The following is a 21,056-nucleotide window of genomic DNA, read 5'->3' as shown; positions in this document are numbered from 1 at the left end:
AAGATTCTAAAGGGGATGAAATATCTCGACTACAGTTGTATACTTCAGCTAATTTTCTTCCACTATTTTGAGCAACGTTTGAAAATCATCCACTTTCTTGCTCTCTCCTTTTTTCTCAAAAGCAACTGCTAAATTACGAATTACCCTTCTCACGATTTCCTGATTGGTACAAGCCTCATAATAGATGTCTTTAGGCTTGAGGTTCAACTGAGAAATATAATTGTCAATATCAGCTTTTGAAAATATCAAGCCCTTGTTGAATGCATTGATATAGAACTGAGTGGAGTCATTTTTATAGGTAAGAATAAATAGGTTAGGCAAGTTCACCCCATAAATTGGTAGTTTTAATTTCCTACCAATCAACATATAAATAATACACAAGCTGATAGGGTTGCCTGTTTTATTGCTAATTACTTGGTTGATCATGGAATTAGCTGGAGCATGAAAATCCTTTGTATTTGCCTTAAAACCTAATTTATAAAACAAGATACTGTTCAATACCTTTATCTGATCGAAGGGATGCATATCGTATTTGAACTCAAGCCATACTTCGTAATAAAGCTGCTCAATCATTTTCTTGAGCTCGGGAAAAGTAAGGCTGGGGTACTGGTAAGAAGCCAAAATCCACATCCCTTTGAGCAACCTTCTGTCCTCATCTTCTTCATCCTTATTTTCAACCCAAGTCTGCAAACGAACCTTTACCATTTCGAACTGCATTCCTTGAATTAAATCCTCTAGCTTTTGCTGGATAACAGGAGTTTTTTGATCCCAATCTTCCTCCAAAAAAGGAATGATCTTGTGCCCCATAGAAACGATTTTCTTCTCTACATGCCCCACCACTTCGCTGTCTTCATCGTCCAACAAAGAAACTAAAGCCTTAATCTCCTGTTCTTTCATGTTTTTTATTTTAAGATATAAGAGTTACATAGCCCATCTAAAAGGAAGAACCTTCTCAATAGACATTTGGTTGTAGCGTAAGGAGTTGGAATGGTAAACGAGCTTATTATTTAGTCCTAATATTGTAGACGCTTTAATAGTAGGCGGCAAACCATTTTTTGGTGAGGATTTTTAATTATATTTCGCATCACAATATAGTTCATTTTTGAGAAATCTCAAATCTGCTCCTCCCAAACCTTCCCATTTTTTTGACCATTAACCAATGGTTTATTCAACGCTAAAAACTCTAAGTAATATTTTCCGCTTTTTTTGACAAAATAAGAATGGCAATCATTGTTCCTCAAATTCAAGACTTGTTTTTTTATACATAGACTCTCCCAACAAAACCAAATTTTAATTCACCTATTACCGAAACAGCATTTTTTTAATTTACAATAACTACTTTGGACAAAATCATACAAAACATTTAGCCTAAAAAAAGTTGATTTTGTTTCTGAAGAAAAGGAACGTAATAAAACACTGATCTGGTTCCAGTTTTGGAAAACCCTCTCAAATTGGTTGATTGTTTGTGTTAGATTTGAACCTTTTCGGCACTTTTTGGTGTCTGACTAATTGTACCTCAAAAATCAATAGATGATTTATTACGTAACAGGCGGGCAACGCTCAGGCAAAAGTAGCTTTGCCCAAAACTTGGCTTTAGAACTCAGCGACAACCCAATTTACCTTGCCACATCCCGGATATGGGACAGTGAGTTTGAAGAAAGAGTAAAACGCCACCAGGCCGATAGGGACGAAAGATGGAAGAATATTGAAGAGGAAAAGTTTGTGAGCAAACACAATTTTGAAGGGAAAACAGTTCTATTAGACTGTGTTACCCTTTGGCTCACCAATTTCTTTAGTGACTTGGACTACGATGTGGCCAAAGCACTTGAGGCAACCAAAAACGAATTTGAGCAATTAATAAAACAAGATTTCAACCTAATAATAGTTTCCAATGAAATAGGCATGGGCTTACATGCCGAATCACCTGGAGGAAGAAAATTTACCGACTTACAAGGATGGATGAACCAGTATATTGCCCAAAAAGCAGATACAGCTTTTCTGATGGTTTCTGGCTTACCTATGAAACTAAAGGGCTAACCCCCACAAACACTATCTCACTAAGACTGTTCATAAATACCAAACTACCTCGCTTTTCTAAAAAGCACTTTTATTTCAGCAAAAATTAGAACTCTTACATAGGCTATCGCTAAAAAAACATATAGCCTGCTACCTAAAACAGCAAACAATGATCAAAGCAAAATACCTCTTATTGCTCCCTCTAGTATTATTGATATCCCAACTGGCTATCGCTCAAACCAAATTCAAACTTCCCTCGGGAGCTAGCGAAAAAGACTACATTCATGGAAAACTGTATGTGAAACTAAAGCCTGAGTACAAAAATATTTTTGATAATGAATCCTCATTTTATCAAAGGAAATCCACGCTCAAGTATGGTATTAAAGGCAAAACCATTTTCCCCCAACAAGAAATTGACGCTCCCAAAAGGAAATTGAGCAGCAAATCCCAAGTAGATATATCGAGGCTTTTTGAGTTGGAGTACGATGCAGATGAAAACATAGAGGAAGTTATAAATGAAATAATCAGCATGGGCATAGCCGAGGTGGTAGAGCCTGTGTATGTCTATAAAACTATGGCTGTGCCGAATGATTCTTTGGTTGCACGCCAATATTACCTCGAAAACATCAAAGCTTTTGAAGGTTGGGAAATTTCGAAAGGCAGTGCCGATATAGTAATTGGCGTAGTAGATTCGGGTATCGATTTGGAGCATCCCGACCTCAAAACCAAGCTACAGGTAAACGAAGATGAAATTCCTGACAATGGAATAGACGATGACAACGATGGTTACATTGACAATTATGAAGGATGGGATTTTGCCGGAGCCGATACACTTCGTACACAAGAAGACAACGATCCACAGATAATAAGCGGCGGGCTAAATAACCACGGAATATGGGTAACTGGGCTAATTGCCGCCGAAACCGATAACCAAACGGGGATTTCGGGCGTAGGCTATAGCTGTAAATTTATAGCAACAAAGCATTCGGCTGACAACCAGCGCCTAGACGATGGCTCAGTAATCAACCCTTATGCTGGTGTTGTTTATTTCACCACTCAAGATGTAGATATCATCAATCTTTCTTGGGGAGGAAATTTTGCAAGTGAAATAGCTCAGGAGTTGATCAATTATGCAGCACTAGAAAAGGACATTTTGATAATAGCCGCAGCAGGTAATGACAACTCAAGCAAGACACACTATCCCTCTGGCTATGACAACGTAATTTCGGTCTCTGCACTCGATGCCGAAAACATCAAATCCGACTTTTCCAACTATGGTACTACCGTCGATATTGCCGCACCGGGCTCACTCATTCTCACTACCGATTTGGATGGAAAATACAAAACCATCAACGGTACGTCTTTTTCTTCGCCCATAGTTGCTGGGGCAGCTGGTTTGGTAAAAGCAGAATACCCAGAGCTTAGCAACCAGCAAATAGGGGAAATTCTACGGGCTACAGCAAACGCTGGTATATATGACTCATTATCGAATAAAGCCTTTCAGCTTGGTACAGGAATTCTGGACATAGAAAAAGCATTGACAGCTAAGCCTCCTTCTATTAAGCAAAGTGAACTGAGTATTGTAACCACGCAAGGCTCGACAAATTTGGCGCCTACCGATACATTACTGATCACCGCTAAATTCATCAACAAGTTATGGGAATCGAGTGAAAACTTAAAAGTGAAGGTGACTGGCAGCTCATCTTTTGTCATCCCAATTGAAGATGAATTTGTTATTGGAGCCCTCAAAACAAATGAAAGTAAAAGCAATGAAAGCATTCCCTTCAAATTTAGGCTAAGCTCTATTGCGCCAACCAATGCTATTGTCACCTTAAAGCTGAGTTACTCAGACGGTGACTACCAAGATTTTGAGAACATTTCCTTCAAGGTCAACCCATCTTACATCAATATCGAAAAGAACTTTGTAGCCACAACCATGACGGGAATTGGGCGAATTGGATACGAAGACGATGACCAAAACGATGGTATTGGCTTTGGGTTCAATAACCAAAATATGTTGTTTGAAATGGGATTGATTATGGGAAATTCCAGCTCGAACATTTCTAATGCGGTAAGAGGGGTAATATCCAATGGAACATTACTAGTTGACGAAGATTTTGTGAGCACGCAGCAAATAAAGGAAAGCACACCTGGACAGCGGTCTGTTTCTGAAACCTTCGGTGTTTTTGATAATAGAAAAGCAGCACCTTCGGCCACGCCTGTTTCCGTAAGCTATGAAACCTTGGTTTTCACTGAAGAACCTAACGAGAAATATGTGATAGCTGAATATACCATCACCAATACTGGGGCTACAGCTGTAAATGATTATTACGTTGGGATGTTTGCCGACTGGGATGTTTCTGTTGCCTTAAAAGACCAAGCGGGTTGGTATAACGATTTCCAAACCGGCTACATCAACAATACCGATGAAGCTGACACCACTTTTGTAGGTATCCAGTTGCTTACTGGTACGCCAAACTATTACCCCATCAACAACAATGAAGATGCCGCAGGCTCACCCTTTGGTATTTACGATGGCTTTACAGATACTGAAAAATTCACTACAATTTCTAATGGGCTGGCAAGACTGGAAGGCGAAAGTATGCCCGAAGGGGAAAGCAATGATATGAGCCATGTAGTGGGCGGAGGCCCTTATGAAATAGCCCCTGGAGATTCAATCATTGTTGCATTTGCCTTACATGGTGCAAAAAGCTTCAACGAATTTAAGGCTTCAACGGAAGCGGCTTGGGAAAAATACAATACGATACTGAACTTGCCCCAGCCCGAAATCAGTTTTGAACTTCCCTGCAAAGGATTTTCCACCACGCTCACGGCTACAGGTGGCGAACAGTTCAAGTGGTATACAAGCCAATCTGCTAACTTATCCTTTTTTGAAGGAGAAAGCTACACCACTTCGCTCCTCAATAGCGATACTACCTTTTATGTATCGACCGTAAATGACAAAGGCTTGGAAAGCACCCGTAAAAAAGTAGAAATTGCATTAAATTTTGAACCAAGCATCAGCGCAAACCGGTCGCCTGCACTCTGTGAAGGAGATTCGATAACTCTTACCGCTAGCTTAGCCAATTCTTACCTGTGGAGCAATGGCAATACCACTCGCTCCATTACTGTGAAAGAGGAAGGAAAATATGCTGTTTCGCTTACCATCGATAGCTTGAGCTGTACCGCAACTTCGGATAGCGTGGAAGTAAGTATCACAGAAGTACCAACTTCTGCATTTTCAATGGATATCAGCACTTCTGCAGTTGGACAAGGCAATACGCCTGTTAACTTTACAGACCAAAGCTCAAATGCTATAGAATGGAAATGGGATTTTGGAAATGGGGAAACTAGCACTGAACAAAACCCTCAAGTGCTTTACGAGCAAATAGGTGATTATACCATCACCTTAGAAGTCACAAACGTGAGTGGCTGCTCCTCTATTTCAAGCCAGCCTTTTGTGGTGACAGGTTTGGCAGATGATATCTTCAATCAAAGTATTACCCTCTACCCTAACCCAAGCAAGGGCTCGTTCAATATTGCTATGGAAAATGAATATTTAGGCAAACTTGCCTTTAGCATTTTGGATATTTCGGGGCGAACTATTGAGCAAAAGAGCATTGAAAAGCTATCAGAAAACCTTGAAGTAGATTTCGATTTGGCTGGAAAGACCAATGGCTTGTACCTCATAAAAATAGAAAGCGAACAATTCGTGACTTCTAAAAAGTTGATTTTAGGGTTATAAAAAAAACGTCCCCATTCTGAAGAAGAGAATGGGGACGGAAATTAAGTTAAATTATCTGAAAGAACTATAAGCCTCCTTCCTCAGCTCCTATCTCTGCTTGAACATCTATCATGTTATTTTCCCTATCTATATCCGCCATTTTCTGGCTAGAGTCTATCTCAATAGACTTAATGTCAGCAGCACTTTTCGGAATGGTCAATTTATAGGTTTCATGCGTCCAAGGCCAATCTGGTTTCAATACCCAGTTTGAGCCATCGTTTTCAAATTCTTTTTCACCACGCATCATCCTAAGTGGCATATAATATGTCTCTTTGCTACCGTCAGTATATTCCACTACCAAGTCGACAGGCATCGGCATTTTGCCAACCTTCTCCAGAGAAACATAAGTTTTGCCATCTGCACCAATCACCGATTTAATTCCATAATCTACATACTTGGTGGTAAACCTAAAGTACTCCAAGTACCAATCTAGCTCCAAGCCCGACGTTTTTTCCATCACCCTAATAAAATCATTTGGATTTGGGTGCTTGAACTTCCATGTATTGTAATAATTCAACATTCCTTTTTCAAATGTCTCCTGCCCTATCACATAGCTTAATTGGTTCAAGAAAACCGCACCTTTAGAATACGCCGAAATCCCATACGCCCTGTTCGAGTCAAAATGGTCGGAGTGGGTGCTCATTGGCTCATCTTTTCCGCTTTCCACCAAAGAGAAATATCCTCGGTACGAACCTGAATGTGCTATCGAGTTCCTTGTCCTTGGGCTGTCGGCATATAATTCCCGCATCACCACTTCTGTAGCATAGGTATCAAAACCTTCGTCCATCCACGAGTGAAGGCTTTCGTTGCTGCCCAACACCATTTGGAACCAGCTATGCACCATTTCGTGAACCGTCACACCAATAAGCGAACGTAAGCCTCTTTGTCCAGTAATTAAAGTAGCCATTGGATATTCCATGCCGCCATCACCACCTTGGATCACCGAGTACTTTTTGTAAGGATAAACACCAAACTTCTCATTCATAAGCTCCATTGCCTTAGCCGTATATTCTGGTAAAGCTTCCCAACCTTTCACAAAGTTCGAATCTGGCTGATAGAAAAAATGCAACATGGTTCCGTTAGGTCCTTCGTAGGTAGTATGCACATAATCTGGGTCTGCCGCCCAAACAAAATCATGCACATTTTCTGCTTTGAAGTGCCATGTAAGCTTATCTCCTTTTGGTCTTTTTACCTTCGCTCCGTTCTCGTAGCCATGACCAATTTTTTCAGGGTTTTGCAAGAAGCCTGTCGCCCCTATCACATAGCTCGAATCTATAGTAATTTTCACATCAAAATCGCCCCAAATACCGTAAAACTCACGAGCAATGTAGGGGTTAGAGTGCCATCCTTGGTAATCGTACTCAGCCATTTTAGGATACCACTGCGCCATAGAATAGTCAATCCCTTCCTTGCTGTCCCTTCCAGACCGCCTTACTTGGATAGGCACTTGTCCTTCAAATTCCATTTCAAAAACAGTTTTTGAGTTAGGAAGAATTGGCTTATCGAGCGTCACTTCAAGAATAGTCCCTTCCATGTAGTATTTGGCAGGCTTGCCATCTTGGACCAAAGACTTGATTTTCTGATAGCCTATCTCATCTTCCGAAAGGTGAAAAATCCTGCTACCAACCCTTCGGTCAGGGTCGGGCAAGTTCCTTGAGCGAGTATCCATCATGCTACCCGGCTGGAATGCATTGAAATACAAGTGGTAAAAAACCTTGTACAAGGTATCGGGAGAATTATTGAAATAAGTAAGTTTTTGTTCGCCAGTAAAGCGGTGGTTTTGTACGTTCATGTCAATTTCCATGGCATATTCCGCACGCTGTTGCCACCTTTCGGGCTGAGCGAGCACGCTGATAGCACTCGCAAGAAGTAGAAGAAAAAATAACGATAGTTTTTTCATAAAGGGTCTTTTTTGTGATTGTTGTATTTTCACTTATCTCACAAAATTAAGATAAAATAGAAAGAATAAAATTTTAGTTTGTTGCCCCAAAAAAGAACATTTTGAAGTAATATTGGTCATCTAACAAAAAATACCCTTCGGCAATGAGCATAAAAAAAACAATCCTCTATTCAATCCTAACCCTTCTTCTGATTGGCTTGGGCTATGCGTTCAACTATGCCTATAATTTTGGGACGGTAGGCACAGCTTATTCTGCCAAAATACTTTGTTCCTGCGTGTTTGTTGCCGACCGAAGCGAAGAGAGCGGGGTGGAACAAGAACTTTTTAACTACAATGGATTTATTGATACCCAAGTAGATTACGAAAATAAGAGCGTGACGGCTTCTATTTCAGGAATGGCGGAAAAAACAGCAGTTTACCGAGAAGGGCTAGGCTGCGTTTTGGTCAACGGCATACCCGCCCAAGAGCTCCAAAACCAAGGAATAGACCTCCCCAAGCCAATTTACCCCATGCAAGACACACTCGCCTGGCCTATTGGCGACCTCGATACGCTGCCTATTCCCCAAGGCGTTGATCAAGCAAAAATTGAAAAAGCTTTAGACAAGATTTTTACAGAAGACAACCCCGAACTCATAAAAAATACTAGAGGCGTTGTAGTCGTGTACAAGGGGAAAATAGTAGCAGAAAGGTATGGAGAAGGGTTTGATGAAAATACTCCCCTATTAGGCTGGTCCATGACCAAAAGTGTGACCAATTCGCTGGTGGGGCTGCTAGTGAAAGATGGAAAATTGACGTTAGAAGAAAAAGCTCCTGTAACCGAATGGCAAGATTCTGCCGACCCCAGAAATGCAATTACCCTCGACCAACTCATGCGAATGAGCAGCGGGCTGGATTTCGAAGAAGAATATTTCGGTTATACCGATGCCACCAAGATGCTTTTTGGAAGTAAAAGCGCATCTGGATACGCAGTGCAAACACTGCTTCGTACCGAGCCAGACGGCGAATGGTATTATTCGAGCGGCACTACCAACATCATTTCCCAAATAGTGCGCGACCAATTTGATAGCGATCTCGACTACTGGCACTTTCCCTACAACAGACTTTTCCATAAATTAGGCATGAACTCAGCCATTATGGAAACCGATCCATCGGGTACTTTTGTGGGCTCATCATTTATGTATGCAACTACAAGAGACTGGGCGAGGTACGGCTTGCTCTACCTCAACGATGGCGTTTGGAACGGGGAAAGAATCTTACCCAAAGGCTGGGCTGAATATTCGGCAACACCTACTCCAAAATCTGACCGTGGTGGCTATGGAGCACAGTTTTGGCTCAATGCTGGCGAACCTGGTAACCCAGAAAACAGACGCTTCCCCAATGCCCCAGCCGATATGTATTTCCCCTCGGGCTTCGAAGGCCAAAATGTAGTGATTATCCCCAGCAGAGATGTCGTGATTGTAAGGTTAGGGCTTACTTATAATAGAGATGCTTGGAACTTGGGAGACTTTGTTGCCGATGTATTGGAAGGAATTCCTGAATAATCTATCTTTTTTCAAGCCATTCAATTGCCCCGTCAAAATTCTCGAAGAACTGGACTTTAATGTCGGGGTACTTGGTTTGCACCTCCTTCGAATCTTCTTTCACCTGAAAGTTGCCCACAAAGTTTACCGCCGGAATAATAGCCACTGAGCTTTTGGGAGAACACTTTTTCACTGCCTTGGGAAACCATTCTTTCATACACCATGCAAAATCATCGGGCTGCACGTGCATGTAGTATTGATCTAACAATATCCTTCCGCTAAAATCCTTTGTGTTTTTAAAATCAAGAACTGTATTCCACGCTCTTCTGAACTCTTCGCTGTGCGTATATCCATAAAATATCATTTCCAGATAAGCAGGGGACTTATGCAGGACAATGGTGATAGTTTCACCTTTAAATAATATCTTATGATCTTTACTCATTTGGCAAGTAAATTGGGTATTTCTAAAATAACAATGGTTTGATTAGTAATGGTCCTGAATTTGGCAATTATAATTGGAATGTGGAATGAAAAAACTCAAAAAATCAGGATGGGGACATAATTTTTAAACTCGGAACATCACCAGAACCTTTTTTTGAACAAAACCCCACAGCCTGCAAATGTAGTATTTTGACCAAGAAAACCGTTTTTATGGTCAATTTTTGTAAGATTTATTAAGAAACAGTTTTCTATTCTGCCTGTTTTTGAGAATGAACATCAACTATTTTACATTTGATGAAAAACCGTTCAAAAATCAACAGCTGAGCAAAAATCCAGTAATTCCCTTACAAGTTTTCAACACATATTTACATTAATGAAAGACGATTTACTGAAAGAAAATATCAAGAAAAACATTCAGCTTTCCGATACAGAGTTAGAGGAATTTTGCAAGCATTTTCATCCTAAGTCAATTAAGAAAAAAGATTTCTTATTAACACAAGGAAAAGTGTGTAAGTATGAAGGTTTTGTGTTAGAAGGCTGTTTTAGGATATTCACGATTGATAATGAAGGAAATGAAAACACCTTGTATTTCGCTGTAAAAGACTGGTGGTTGATGGACATAGATAGTTTCATGAACCGAACCCCATCTGATCTAAACATACAAGCTTTAGAAGATAGTAAAGTGCTTTTGATAAACCGGGCAGATAAACTGGCACTTTACGAGTCCCACCCTTTTGTAGAAAAGTTATTTAGAGTAATGTCCCAAAAAGCACTCGTTGCATGGCAAAGACGCTTGATTCGAAATAATTGCCTTACGGCAAAAGAAAGATATCATTACTTTTTAACCACTTATCCTGATATTTCATCAAAAGTGACCGACAAACAAATTGCGAGCTACCTAGGGATAACTCATGAGTTTCTAAGCAAACTGAAGAAACAACCTAAAACTAGTTGAGGCTTTTATTCAGAGTTGAACTTGTTCAACTTTTTTGTCAAATACGTTTGTAAACTTTGCATTCAAACGAAAAAACATGATGAAAAAAGCATTATTTATTTCAACAAGTCACAAGGATTTGCATGGCAATAATCTTAAAAACAGCCCAAAAAAAAGCTCTGAAATCATAATGAACTTACTTAGCCAATTGAAAGCTTCAATTATTGTAGTTGTATTACTTGCACTCTCTGTACAGTTTAATGCTGCAAATGCACAAATTACTAACGACATCTCACATGAAGAAGCGCTAAAAGCAGTGCTGACTGCAAAGAAAAAGGCGGAGGATTCTAATGTATTGGTAAACATCGCTGTAGTAGATGCCGGGGCTAATTTGAAAGCCTTTATCCGTATGAATGAATCTTATTTGGGAAGTATAGATGTTGCTATAAAAAAGGCAAAAACGGCAAGGTATTTCGACATTGCTACTGGAGAATTAGGGAAACTTACACAACCTGGAGGAATAATTTATAATATCGAAGAGTCCAATGATGGCTTGATAACCTTCCCCGGCGGTGTGCCTATTAAGAACAAAGAAGGAAAGATTATTGGCGCCATTGGCGTGAGTGGAGGCACAATAGAGCAAGATCACGAAATTGCGACAATAGGAGCCAATGCCATAATTGAATAATACATTAATTTTTAGAATAGGCTATATCACAGGTTGATTTGTATAGATTTTTCCGCTTCAAAACATTAAAAACCACGATCAAAAAAATCTTTACAGGATTCATTCTAATGTCTTCACTATCGCAACCCGGGATATAGCCTACATGATTCTCCCTTCCCCCATCTTGCCAGAAAAAAAAGAGGTTTTTCAACCTGACCGATGTCCTAAAAAAAACCGCCTTACCCAAAAAACAGTGTAGCCCTGAAAAGTTGGTTATACTTCTGAAAATGAACCACAAACAGGAAGTGTGAATTCAGAAGAAAAAAACACTCAAATCCTTCACCATCAGCTTATAACATTTTTCGGATTGTCATTATTTTTATTTTAATATATTAACTAATCCTAAGCATACAATCTATTTTTTACCCTAATGCTCTTTGTTTACCTTACTGAACTGGATAAAACCCTAAAATATATAAGACTAACTTCCTGAAAAACAAACACCTAATTGAGATAAAAGCAATAAATTCTTTTTAGTAGGAGTTGAATATACGTACACTACCAAAAAACAAATTATATAGTGTTTATTACATGCGAAATATAGCGACAGACACCTGTACTTTAAATATAGAATATTGACTATATCTACTAGTTTAAAGGTGCTATTTTCAGGCTTTACTATAAGCTAACACAAATAAAACCTGTGATTAACACACCTATAACAAAACAACTTACATAGCTATCAAAATATGTAAGTTAATGATTATCATACAAAAAGAATGAAATAAATCATTGGTTTTCTATAAAAAAATGAATATATTTTCAATCTATTAAAAATAATATCTTCTATCTTTTTAAAGGAAGTACTAACTTTATTCTTAATAAAAAAGTTAGTAGAAAAGACTTCTTAAAAACACTCAACTTTGTCAGATATATTACCAATTTAATAAAATAACTAAACCTGTAGCACATGCATAATTTTCAATCTCCTCAAGAATCCCTACTGTTCGACTCAAAGCTAAACGCTATCAGTACAATGTGGCATGAAGTTCCAGATAGTCGCCACATACGTCTTGTTTTCAACAAAGCATTTGAACTTTTGCTAAAAAACAAAGCTGAAAACTGGATCATCCAAACTGAAAATGTAGAGCAAATCACTTCTGACGATCTCATGTGGATTTCGAGGATAGTGGTTCCCCATGCTGTTGCGCAAGGTCTCAAACGAGTTGCTCTTATAATTGACCAAGATAAACCTAATTATTATGTAGCCAGCCTAAAAACTGCGCTTATCAGAAAAAACCTTGCTGTAGAAGAATTTGAATCGGAGTACCAATCAAAAGCATGGCTCGACGACGAAATTCTTAACCAATACGACATGATGCTGTCTTAAACCAAAGTACGGTCTCAACCAAAAAACACCTTTGCCCCTCTAAGCAAAGGTGTTTTTTGGTTGAGACCGTACTCATGCTTTCTTTTATATCTTGCCAGCTCTTCCTTTTCAACCTCAAAAAAATCGTATGAAAGCAATTCTTATTTTACTTTTGACATGCCTTTGTCAAGCCAGTTTAGCACAAACAGAAGAATCTATGGAACAAGATAGCCCCCTACCCTATCGACAATTAACTGAATGCCCTGAAACTTTCACCGCCACCACGGTAGCCGCACGGATGGTAGATGGCTTGGGCTTCCGCTACTACTGGGCTACGGAAGGACTTAGAGAAGAAGACCTGAACTACAAGCCCAACGAAACGGCTCGAACAAGTATGGAAACCATTGAGCACATTTATGGTCTTTCCAATATGATTTTGAATGCGGCAAAAAATGTAACCAACGGCAGCTCCTCTGAAAAAAAACTCAGCTTTGATGAAATGCGCAGTAAAACATTGCTAATACTGAAAGAAGCAAGCGATTTGCTCAAAAAAGCCGATCCTAAAGAAATGGAAAACATGAATATTATTTTCCAAAGAGGCGATTCTAAAACCGAATTTCCCTTTTGGAATTTGATAAATGGCCCTATAGAAGATGCCGTGTGGCACGTGGGACAAGTAGTTTCATTCCGCCGCTCTTCAGGCAACCCTTTCAACGGAAAAGTGAGCGTATTAACGGGGAAAGTGAGAGAGTAATTTAGGGTAAAAAACGAGAGAAGTTAGAGATTGGAAGCTAGAAATCAAATAATAGTGTACGCTGTAGACCTATTACCGTCTTTGCATAACCCCTAGCTTCCAAACTATTTTCCTTCAACTTTTTCCTATAAGTTATTTGTCAAGCAGTTTCTTAAAGAATCAAATTTATCAATCTAACCACTATGACAGGTCCAGATAAAAACACAGTTTTCCCACTGGAAAACTACGAAAGGCTTTGTTTTCTGAAAAACATCATTAAAAACCCCAACATCATTGTGGGGGACTATACGTATTACGACGATTTTGAAGATGTCCATAACTTCGAGAAGAATGTAAAGTATCATTTCGACTTTGTGGGAGACAAGCTTGTCATCGGGAAGTTTTGCATGATTGCTTCAGGAGTAACTTTCATTATGAATGGGGCTAACCACCTCACCGATGCGGTTTCTACCTACCCCTTCGCTATTTTCCAAAACGGATGGGAGCATGCAATGGAGGGCAAAACTTACCCCAGCAAAGGCGATACGGTGATAGGTAACGATGTTTGGATTGGCTACAACGCCACCATTATGGCGGGTGTAACCATTGGCGACGGAGCGATTATCGGCTCAAATTCGACTGTAACTAAAGACGTTGCTCCTTATTCCATAGTCGGCGGCAATCCTGCCAAGGAAATCAGAAAACGGTTTTCTGAAGAGCAAATTGAAAAACTGCTCGCCCTAAAATGGTGGGACTGGGAGATTGAAAAAATCACAGAAAATTTGCAGTACTTGACTGGAAATGAGGTGGAAAAATTGGAGTAACGGATAAAAAAAAGGCCTGCAACTCACAGACCTTTGAAATTGAAACCACATATTTCATTTCTTAACTACACCCACCTTCCACGGCTTTTTTCTTTTTGCGTTTGATGGGCATTTTCTTGACCTTTAGCTTGCTGCTACCGCTGTCCAGCCCTTTTCCCGTGAAGAAAGCACTGGCTGCCAAGCGTTTTTGGTAGAGGGCAAACGCTTCTTCAGCCTCGCTAGTTTTAGGTAACTCAGGTTTGATAATGGTCTTTTCCCAAGCTTCTACCCCACCCGTGAGCACATAGTTGTTTTTCATACCAAGTTGCCTGATGAGCATCCACGCTTCCAGTGCCTTGGCATCGGTGTCGGAATAAAGGATGTTTTTCCTCGTATTCACTTGGTCGAAATAGAGCTGCCAGTTTTCGCTCATGATGCTATCGAAAGGGATATTGAGTGCGCCAGGCAACGAATTTTTCTCATAAGTAGCCGCATCTCGTAAGTCGATCAGCATGATGGACGGGTCGGCATTGATAAGCGAGCTTGCCAGCTCATCGGTACTGATGCGGAAGGTTTCGAGCTCCAGCTCACGCATCATTTCGGTTGCGCTCAACTTGGCTGAGTTGTTCTTTTTGGTGGGCAAAAAAGCCGCTACCGAGCCAAGCAGTACAATAGCGAGTGATAAAAGGGTTCTGGTTTTCATAATCTTAAGGTTACAAGTTTCAGGCGTACAGATTGCAAGTTATTTTTTCCAATTTACTCTAAGTAACTAGACCAAAACAAACATACAAAACCAAACCTATAAGATTTCTGTAAAAAGATGATTATAAGTCGATTGCAATGCATTAAACCTTATAGGTTTTGTATCGATTAATTAGGTAAATCTACTTACTAAAAGAACCAAAGATTTATGATACTTGGTTCTGTAATAGGTAGGAGATTCCCACTTTCGTGGGAATGACGGCTTTATTTGATTGCTTTTTTCATCAGCACATCAGCCAATTAGCACATCAGCTATAATTCTTTTGTAATATCCTTCCTACCAAACTTTTTTTCCGACCATTCGCCTACCCAGAACATGGCTACTGCTGCTACTATGATCAATAGTGCGAGTAGTCCATCGCTCATGCCTAGGAAATCGGAAAGCTTTAGCGGACCGAGGTATTCGGCGTTGTAGAGGGTTTCCCAAATAGGGTAAGTCTCACCGAAGAGTAGGATACCGAGGAAGCTGCCTCCCAAAAACCACATGGCATCTATTTTTCCAATAGCTGCTGCGCAAACGCTGGTGCCTGGGCAAAAGCCTCCAATGATAAACCCTGCTCCCATGATTATGCCTCCTATAATTGCCGAGGTCACGTAATAATGATTTACATAAATGATTTCGAGATCGATAAGCTCAAAGTAGTTGAGGAACAGTAGCCCAAGCATGGCGGTGATGGCAGCCGTGAAGAATACTTTCAGCACGGTGGTGTCGTAGCCGTAGAACATGCCTGCCAGCTTTCGGCTGGAGGAAAATCCTGCTTGCTCCAACACAAAGCCAAAGCCCAATCCGATGGCAAAAGCTACCAAAAAATTGTATTCGTCTGATATTTCGAGTAATGGAATTAAGGGACCCATTTTATTTGATTTTTTTAAGATGTTTGTTGAAACTTGAAGCCTAATTGTTTTCTAAGGCTGTATTCTGCCTGTTGCTGGTTACTGGTTCAAAACACGTAACCGCAGCGGCGGACCGCCCGAAACTCGCAACCTGAAACCCTTCTTATATCCAATTCTTTCTAAAGAAATAGGCTAGAGCGAAGGCAGTTCCAAAAATTGCCATCATAGTAACGAAGCCTGCTACTGACAGCACTGACATGCCGCTGAGTGCCGCGCCGCTGGTGCAACCTCTGCCGAGTTGCGAACCGAAGCCGAACAGTGCTCCGCCAATGGTCGCCAGCAAAATCCTCTTGCGGTTAGTGATTTTTGGGGAGCGTTCTAGCTTGAACTTCAACCTGCCCGAAAATGCTCCTGACAAAAAGCCCCCGACCAATACGCCCAACACTTCGAAGACCAACCAAGTTTTCATAGGGGAATCTTCCCCTCCTAAGTACTTGCTATAAAAGCCCGAGTCTTCGGCATGGGCTGGGGAAACTTTTTCCACCGAAGTGACTACCACACTTTTCATCGCACCGCTGGCACCGAGTCCCCTACCCGTGAGGTAAAAGGACAGCAAAAGCACTACCCCAAGCAGCACCCCCGCCAAATAGGGGTTCATGTACTTGCGGTTTCCCGTGATATAATTTTTGTTTTCCATGATTAAAAATTTCTGTTGTTTCGTTTGCATCACAATCTACTTTGATGCTATCGTTTCTAGTGATTTCAGCGGGACGCTGAAACTTGTTTTCAAGCACAAGGGAGACCCTTGCGCTATACTTTTTTCTTTTCTAATATCTAGCCTCCAACTTCTAGCCCCTAATACAAATACCGACTAGCTTGCCCTGCTTCTACGATGAGAAAGCGTAGCATGATGTTGCCAAAAATGATGAGGACAGCGGGTACATAAGCTGGGATTTTTTGCCCTTTCAGCTCCAGCACTTCCAAAATGGCGGGCACGAGCATGCCTATGAACACGACGAAAATCCAGAAGGGAAGGGTGAATTCCCCGCCCCAAAAAAGCCTTGCAGCTTCTATCTGCACTTGGGTACTTGCCATAAAGCCCATAAACATGTGAATGATGAAAAACAGCTCCACACCAATGATTATCAGGTCAATTTTGCTGAAAAGCGTTCTTTCTAAATGGCTTTTGGACATCATCATGATAGTTGCCGCTCCTGCGGAAAGCCCCGATGCGAGGAATAATGGGCCTAAAATGGAAGTATTCCAAAGTGGGCGAGCGTTGAAGGCGGAAAGTAAAATGCCTGTGTAAATGCCCAAAATAACGGAGAAGAAGACCAAGAGCCAAGCCATGGGTTTGCGCTGTTTGATGGCAAAGGCTTCAAGTTGGTAAAGTGGTTTGATTTTCCAGTCCCACTTGGGAAAAACCTCTCGCAAATAGCTGCCGCTCCAAAGGATGGAAAGCGGGGTAACGACCATGAGCGTCCAAGCTCCCCACGACATGGGCGATTGGATTTTGATGGTGGTGTAGAGTTTCCAAAAATAGGGTTTGTGGCTAAGGTCTAAAAAGAGTGCTCCCAAACCTACTGCCAATAAGATTGGCGTAACCAATGGTGCTATCTTGACTGCAGTGGGGCATTCTTTTTCCTTACCTTGCAAATAATAATAGGCTGCAAAAAACAAGATTCCCGCTGCCAATCCGCCTACAAAGAGGTAAAAAGGGATTTCCCAGTGCCAAATGTTCAAGCCTGGGTCTATCTTGGGGTTCATCCTTCCGCTTACAATGAGTTCTTCTTCCATTTTCTTTTCTTATTAAAAAATGAGCATGTTAAATCTCTTTAAATCAAAAAATAAAGCTTGGGGTCAGTACCCGCTTCTGGAATCAATGTTTTGTGTTTCCGTTCCTTCAACTTTTTAGAAACATCGCTGTTCGGGTCGTCCAAGTCTCCAAAGTAGAGGCACTTGGTGGGGCAGACTTCCACGCAGGCAGGGTTTTCCCCTTTGGTGACTTTGTGATGGCAAAAAGTGCATTTGTCCACGTAGCCATCGGGGTGCGGGTAGCGGGCATCGTAGGGGCAAGAAGCGATACAAGCACCGCAGCCAATGCAATCATTTTGCGTAACCAAAACGATACCTCCGTCGGCGTAGTGGCTGGCTCCTGTTGGGCAGCAGCGTACGCAAGGGGCATTTGCGCAGTGATTGCAACGCTCGGAGCGGATTTCCAGCTCTAGTTGGGGGTAGGTCCCGCTGGTTGCTTCCACTATCCAGTCGCGGCAATGCCCTATGGGGACATTATTTTCAGTTTGGCAGGCAACTACACAATCGCTGCACCCAACGCATTTCTTGGTATCAATTGCCATTGCATATCTCATAATTCTGGTATTTTCAGATAAAAAATATTCGTTTCAAAAGTCCCTACTTCGGGAAATGAGGTGTTTGGTAAGATGGCTTACCCAATCACTTCAATCTTTGTGCAACCCCTACAGGGTTGTGTTTTATAACCTTTGGCCGTTTCTACAATAATGTAACCCCTACGGGGTAAAAACCTGACTATAAATTCCTCCCTTGAGAAAGGTGGGTCAGCGCTTAGCTGAATCGGAGGGTGTTGAACGTCAGGACAACACGCCCCCAACTAAAAATCCATTCTCTAATTTTCTCATCAGCACATTAGCACATCGACAAATCAACACATTCTCTAATCCTCTCACCTCCTGCTCATCAAACTGGCTGCACAAGCGACGTGGGCGGTCGAAACGACCACGTCGTGATTTCATCTCCTCATTTCCTAATCCTCTCATCAGCACATCAGCACATCGAAAAATCAGCACATCCCCTCATCATCAAACCATTGCATCATCTACCTTCGCTTTTGCGGGGTCTTCTTTGAGGAAAGTGACAAAATTGCCACGCATGCCCGTGCCGCCCATTATCGGGTCGAGCATCACTTTGGTGATAAGCTCGCTGTCACTCGCTCCTTTTCCAAAAGCCCTTGTCAGTTTCTTTGCCTGATGCCCAAAACCGTGCACCATATAAACCGAATCCCAACGGATGCGCTCCGTCACCCTCACTTTTATGGGGAAGGTGCTCACGGCATCGTCTTGGTTTTTGAGCCAGACTTTTTGCCCATTTTTCAGCTCCCATTCCTCGGCAACTTTTGGGTTGACCCAAAGCGCATTTTCAGCGAGCAGGTCGGTCAGGTTCGGATTATTTGCGGTTCGGCTGAACGTATGCGCAGGCGTCCTGCCATAGTTCAAGCGATAGAAACCTGCAGGCGCTTCAGGGTGAGCGGTGTATTTGGGGATAGGATCGAAACCCTCCGCTTCCAAATCGGTCGAATACAGTTCTATTTTCCCCGTATTCGTGTTAAACTCTATTTCTTCGTCTGGGGCAAAGTACAGGTCATCGTATTCCCTATCGAACTTTTTGACCCCAATTTTCTTCATTTCCGCTAAGGAAGTCCCCACCTGTTTGAATTGCCAATCGAGCATTTCCTCAATGTTTTTGTAGGCAAAATAATGTCCCAAATCCAGCTTATTGGCGAGTTGCTTGGCAATCCACCAAGCTGGCTTGGAATCGTATTTGGGTTGGGTAGCTGGCGCCCTCAGCGCAATATATGGCTCGCGATGAGGAGAGTTTCTTATACTATCGTAGCGTTCCAAATAGGTACACTCGGGCAAAATCACATCGGCATAGCCCGTAATTTCCATTGGCATGGTATCGACCACCACCATTAACTCCAGATTTTGGATGGCTTCTAAGGTCTGTTTTTGATTGGGAAGTGTGTGAATCAGGTTCGTTCCATTCACAATCCACCCTTTGAAAGAGCATTCCCTGTCCGCATTGGGTATGGTCGCCTCGCAAATGCCCGAGGAAAGCACTTCGCTGGCAAGGTTGAATTTGCCAGGGAAAGCATCTCTCCAAGTTTTGGAAGGAGTTGGATATTTCGGGTGTGGAAAATCGGGAACAGCAACTTTTTCTGGGCTGTAAAAACCTCCTCTCCTACCCCAAGAGCCTAAAATAGCATTCAGAATAGCCACAGCTCGGAGGCGCTGGGTATCATCGCCGTACCACGTTACATGCCTGCCAGGGTGGACAATCACCGCAGGAGCGGCATCCGCCATCGCCTTGGCAGTCGCTCGGATTTTCTCAGGCTCTATAGTGGTCACGCCATAAGCCCATTCGGGGGTATATTGCTGCACATGGGCTTTGAGTTCTTCAAAACCGTAGGTATATTTTTCTACATATTCTTTATCGTACCAACCTTCGTTGATGATGACGTTCGTCCAAGCCAACAGTAGGGCTAGGTCGGTAGAAGGCTTGATGGGTAACCAGAATTTTGATTTGCTCGCTGCTGTAGAAAAGCGAGGATCTACCGTGATGATGGTCGCCCCTTTGTCTATCGCATCGGACATTTCCTGCACCTGCCCGTTGTGCATATTCTCACCTATGTGCGAACCTATCAGCACCAAGCATTTGGTATCTCGGATGTCGGTTCGCTCGGGGGAAAGCACCAATTCGCCAAAGGTAGCTGCAAAGGCAACTTCACGAGGGCCTCGGCACTGGGCAAAAGATGGGGCGGTGATGTTGGTTGAACCATAGGCTTTCAACAAGTTACCAAAATATTTACCGCCAGAGCCGTGGGTAAACAAAGCCATACATTCAGGTCCGTAGGTATCGGCAAGGACTTTCATCTTATCGGCTATCAAATCCAACGCCTCTTCCCAGCTTGCTTTTTTAAAGGTCTGCTTTCCATCGACTGTAGTTCGGATGAGGGGAGTTTTGAGGCGGTCTTCGTCGTAGTACATCCCTACCCCACCAGTGCCTCGAGGGCAAAGCCTTCCGTTGCAATGCGGGTCTTCTTGGTTGCCTGTCAGTTTCCAAATCTCTCCTTTATCGTTGAGATGCGTCCATCCTGCACATTTCCAGAAACAAACCTCGCAGTACGTGGGGATTTTGGAGGCATTGAAAGGTGGGGGAACTTTGTCGTTGACAATTTGCCCTGCCGCCCAGCTCACCGCCGAACCGCCTAAGGCTACTCCGCCCAAACCCAATGAGGATAACTTGATAAAATCTCGTCTTGATGCTTTCATCGTAAAAAAATACCCTTAGGTGAAAAATCAATAAAAAGGTTGTAGTCTATACCACAAATCAGCTTTTCATTGGGATAAATATCGGGGTGGGGAAGTATCTAAAAAATGATATATGTCAATATTTTCATATATACATATAAAATAGACGGATTCTAAATAGCAACAGCCGTATCAGATCATCTGATACGGCTGTTGTTTGCGTTAAA

17 protein-coding genes are annotated in these 21,056 nt (G+C 41.9%); 8 read left to right on the top strand and 9 right to left on the bottom strand.

The genetic code is table 11. The annotated features are described in order from the left end of the window. Window positions 1-48 precede the first annotated feature (48 nt). Window positions 49-897 carry a transglutaminase-like domain-containing protein gene (locus R9C00_05690; protein WPO36933.1) on the bottom strand — a complete coding sequence of 283 codons (849 nt, stop codon included), beginning with the start codon at window positions 895-897 and terminating at the stop codon, window positions 49-51. Between the two features lie 633 nt (window positions 898-1,530). Between R9C00_05690 and R9C00_05685 the strand changes: the two genes are divergently transcribed. Then, entirely contained in the window at window positions 1,531-2,037 is a 507-nt protein-coding gene (locus tag R9C00_05685) for a bifunctional adenosylcobinamide kinase/adenosylcobinamide-phosphate guanylyltransferase (GenBank protein WPO36932.1), read from the top strand. Between the two features lie 148 nt (window positions 2,038-2,185). Continuing rightward, window positions 2,186-5,761: a S8 family serine peptidase gene (locus R9C00_05680; GenBank protein ID WPO36931.1), complete on the top strand. Its 3,576-nt coding sequence runs from the start codon at window positions 2,186-2,188 to the stop codon at window positions 5,759-5,761. Between the two features lie 64 nt (window positions 5,762-5,825). Here R9C00_05680 and R9C00_05675 read toward each other — a convergent pair whose 3' ends face one another. Then, window positions 5,826-7,700 (bottom strand): M1 family metallopeptidase, encoded by a 1,875-nt coding sequence (locus R9C00_05675; protein WPO36930.1) that lies wholly within the window; start codon window positions 7,698-7,700, stop codon window positions 5,826-5,828. 143 nt (window positions 7,701-7,843) lie between these two features. On the opposite strand from R9C00_05675, the gene R9C00_05670 reads away from it, so the two are divergent. Further along, window positions 7,844-9,241 (top strand): serine hydrolase, encoded by a 1,398-nt coding sequence (locus R9C00_05670; GenBank protein ID WPO36929.1) that lies wholly within the window; start codon window positions 7,844-7,846, stop codon window positions 9,239-9,241. 1 nt (window position 9,242) lies between these two features. Here R9C00_05670 and R9C00_05665 read toward each other — a convergent pair whose 3' ends face one another. After that, the gene (locus tag R9C00_05665) at window positions 9,243-9,662 is read right to left on the bottom strand and encodes a hypothetical protein (GenBank protein WPO36928.1); all 420 of its coding nucleotides are present in this window, start codon (window positions 9,660-9,662) and stop codon (window positions 9,243-9,245) included. Between the two features lie 372 nt (window positions 9,663-10,034). On the opposite strand from R9C00_05665, the gene R9C00_05660 reads away from it, so the two are divergent. The 5 genes from R9C00_05660 (at window position 10,035) to R9C00_05640 (ending at window position 14,188) form a co-directional block, all read left to right on the top strand. Further along, complete coding sequence (locus R9C00_05660; GenBank protein ID WPO36927.1) at window positions 10,035-10,616, top strand: Crp/Fnr family transcriptional regulator; 582 nt, start codon at window positions 10,035-10,037, stop codon at window positions 10,614-10,616. 76 nt (window positions 10,617-10,692) lie between these two features. Then, window positions 10,693-11,283 carry a heme-binding protein gene (locus R9C00_05655; protein WPO36926.1) on the top strand — a complete coding sequence of 197 codons (591 nt, stop codon included), beginning with the start codon at window positions 10,693-10,695 and terminating at the stop codon, window positions 11,281-11,283. A 949-nt stretch (window positions 11,284-12,232) separates the two neighbouring features. Then, window positions 12,233-12,652, top strand: coding sequence for a hypothetical protein (locus R9C00_05650; GenBank protein WPO36925.1), 420 nt, complete (start codon window positions 12,233-12,235; stop codon window positions 12,650-12,652). 196 nt (window positions 12,653-12,848) lie between these two features. Next, the gene (locus tag R9C00_05645; protein ID WPO36924.1) at window positions 12,849-13,385 is read left to right on the top strand and encodes a hypothetical protein; all 537 of its coding nucleotides are present in this window, start codon (window positions 12,849-12,851) and stop codon (window positions 13,383-13,385) included. Window positions 13,386-13,567: 182 nt separating this feature from the next. Beyond that, window positions 13,568-14,188 carry a Vat family streptogramin A O-acetyltransferase gene (locus tag R9C00_05640; protein WPO36923.1) on the top strand — a complete coding sequence of 207 codons (621 nt, stop codon included), beginning with the start codon at window positions 13,568-13,570 and terminating at the stop codon, window positions 14,186-14,188. 61 nt (window positions 14,189-14,249) lie between these two features. Here R9C00_05640 and R9C00_05635 read toward each other — a convergent pair whose 3' ends face one another. From R9C00_05635 to R9C00_05610, 6 genes are all read right to left on the bottom strand, one after another. Then, entirely contained in the window at window positions 14,250-14,870 is a 621-nt protein-coding gene (locus R9C00_05635; GenBank protein ID WPO36922.1) for a rhodanese-like domain-containing protein, read from the bottom strand. Between the two features lie 311 nt (window positions 14,871-15,181). Further along, entirely contained in the window at window positions 15,182-15,784 is a 603-nt protein-coding gene (locus tag R9C00_05630) for a YeeE/YedE thiosulfate transporter family protein (GenBank protein WPO36921.1), read from the bottom strand. 142 nt (window positions 15,785-15,926) lie between these two features. After that, complete coding sequence (locus tag R9C00_05625) at window positions 15,927-16,460, bottom strand: YeeE/YedE thiosulfate transporter family protein (GenBank protein ID WPO36920.1); 534 nt, start codon at window positions 16,458-16,460, stop codon at window positions 15,927-15,929. A 158-nt stretch (window positions 16,461-16,618) separates the two neighbouring features. After that, window positions 16,619-17,560 carry an NrfD/PsrC family molybdoenzyme membrane anchor subunit gene (nrfD, locus tag R9C00_05620; protein WPO36919.1) on the bottom strand — a complete coding sequence of 314 codons (942 nt, stop codon included), beginning with the start codon at window positions 17,558-17,560 and terminating at the stop codon, window positions 16,619-16,621. A 38-nt stretch (window positions 17,561-17,598) separates the two neighbouring features. Beyond that, a complete protein-coding gene (locus R9C00_05615; GenBank protein WPO36918.1) occupies window positions 17,599-18,132 on the bottom strand; it encodes a 4Fe-4S dicluster domain-containing protein in 534 nt (177 codons plus the stop codon). A gap of 468 nt (window positions 18,133-18,600) precedes the next feature. After that, entirely contained in the window at window positions 18,601-20,850 is a 2,250-nt protein-coding gene (locus tag R9C00_05610) for a molybdopterin-dependent oxidoreductase (protein ID WPO36917.1), read from the bottom strand. Window positions 20,851-21,056: the final 206 nt, after the last annotated feature.

It is taken from the genome of Flammeovirgaceae bacterium SG7u.111 (assembly GCA_034044135.1).
Lineage (GTDB): Bacteria > Bacteroidota > Bacteroidia > Cytophagales > Flammeovirgaceae.
The sequence above is the reverse complement of the archived record's forward strand: the minus strand, read 5'-3'. Positions and strand labels throughout refer to the sequence as shown.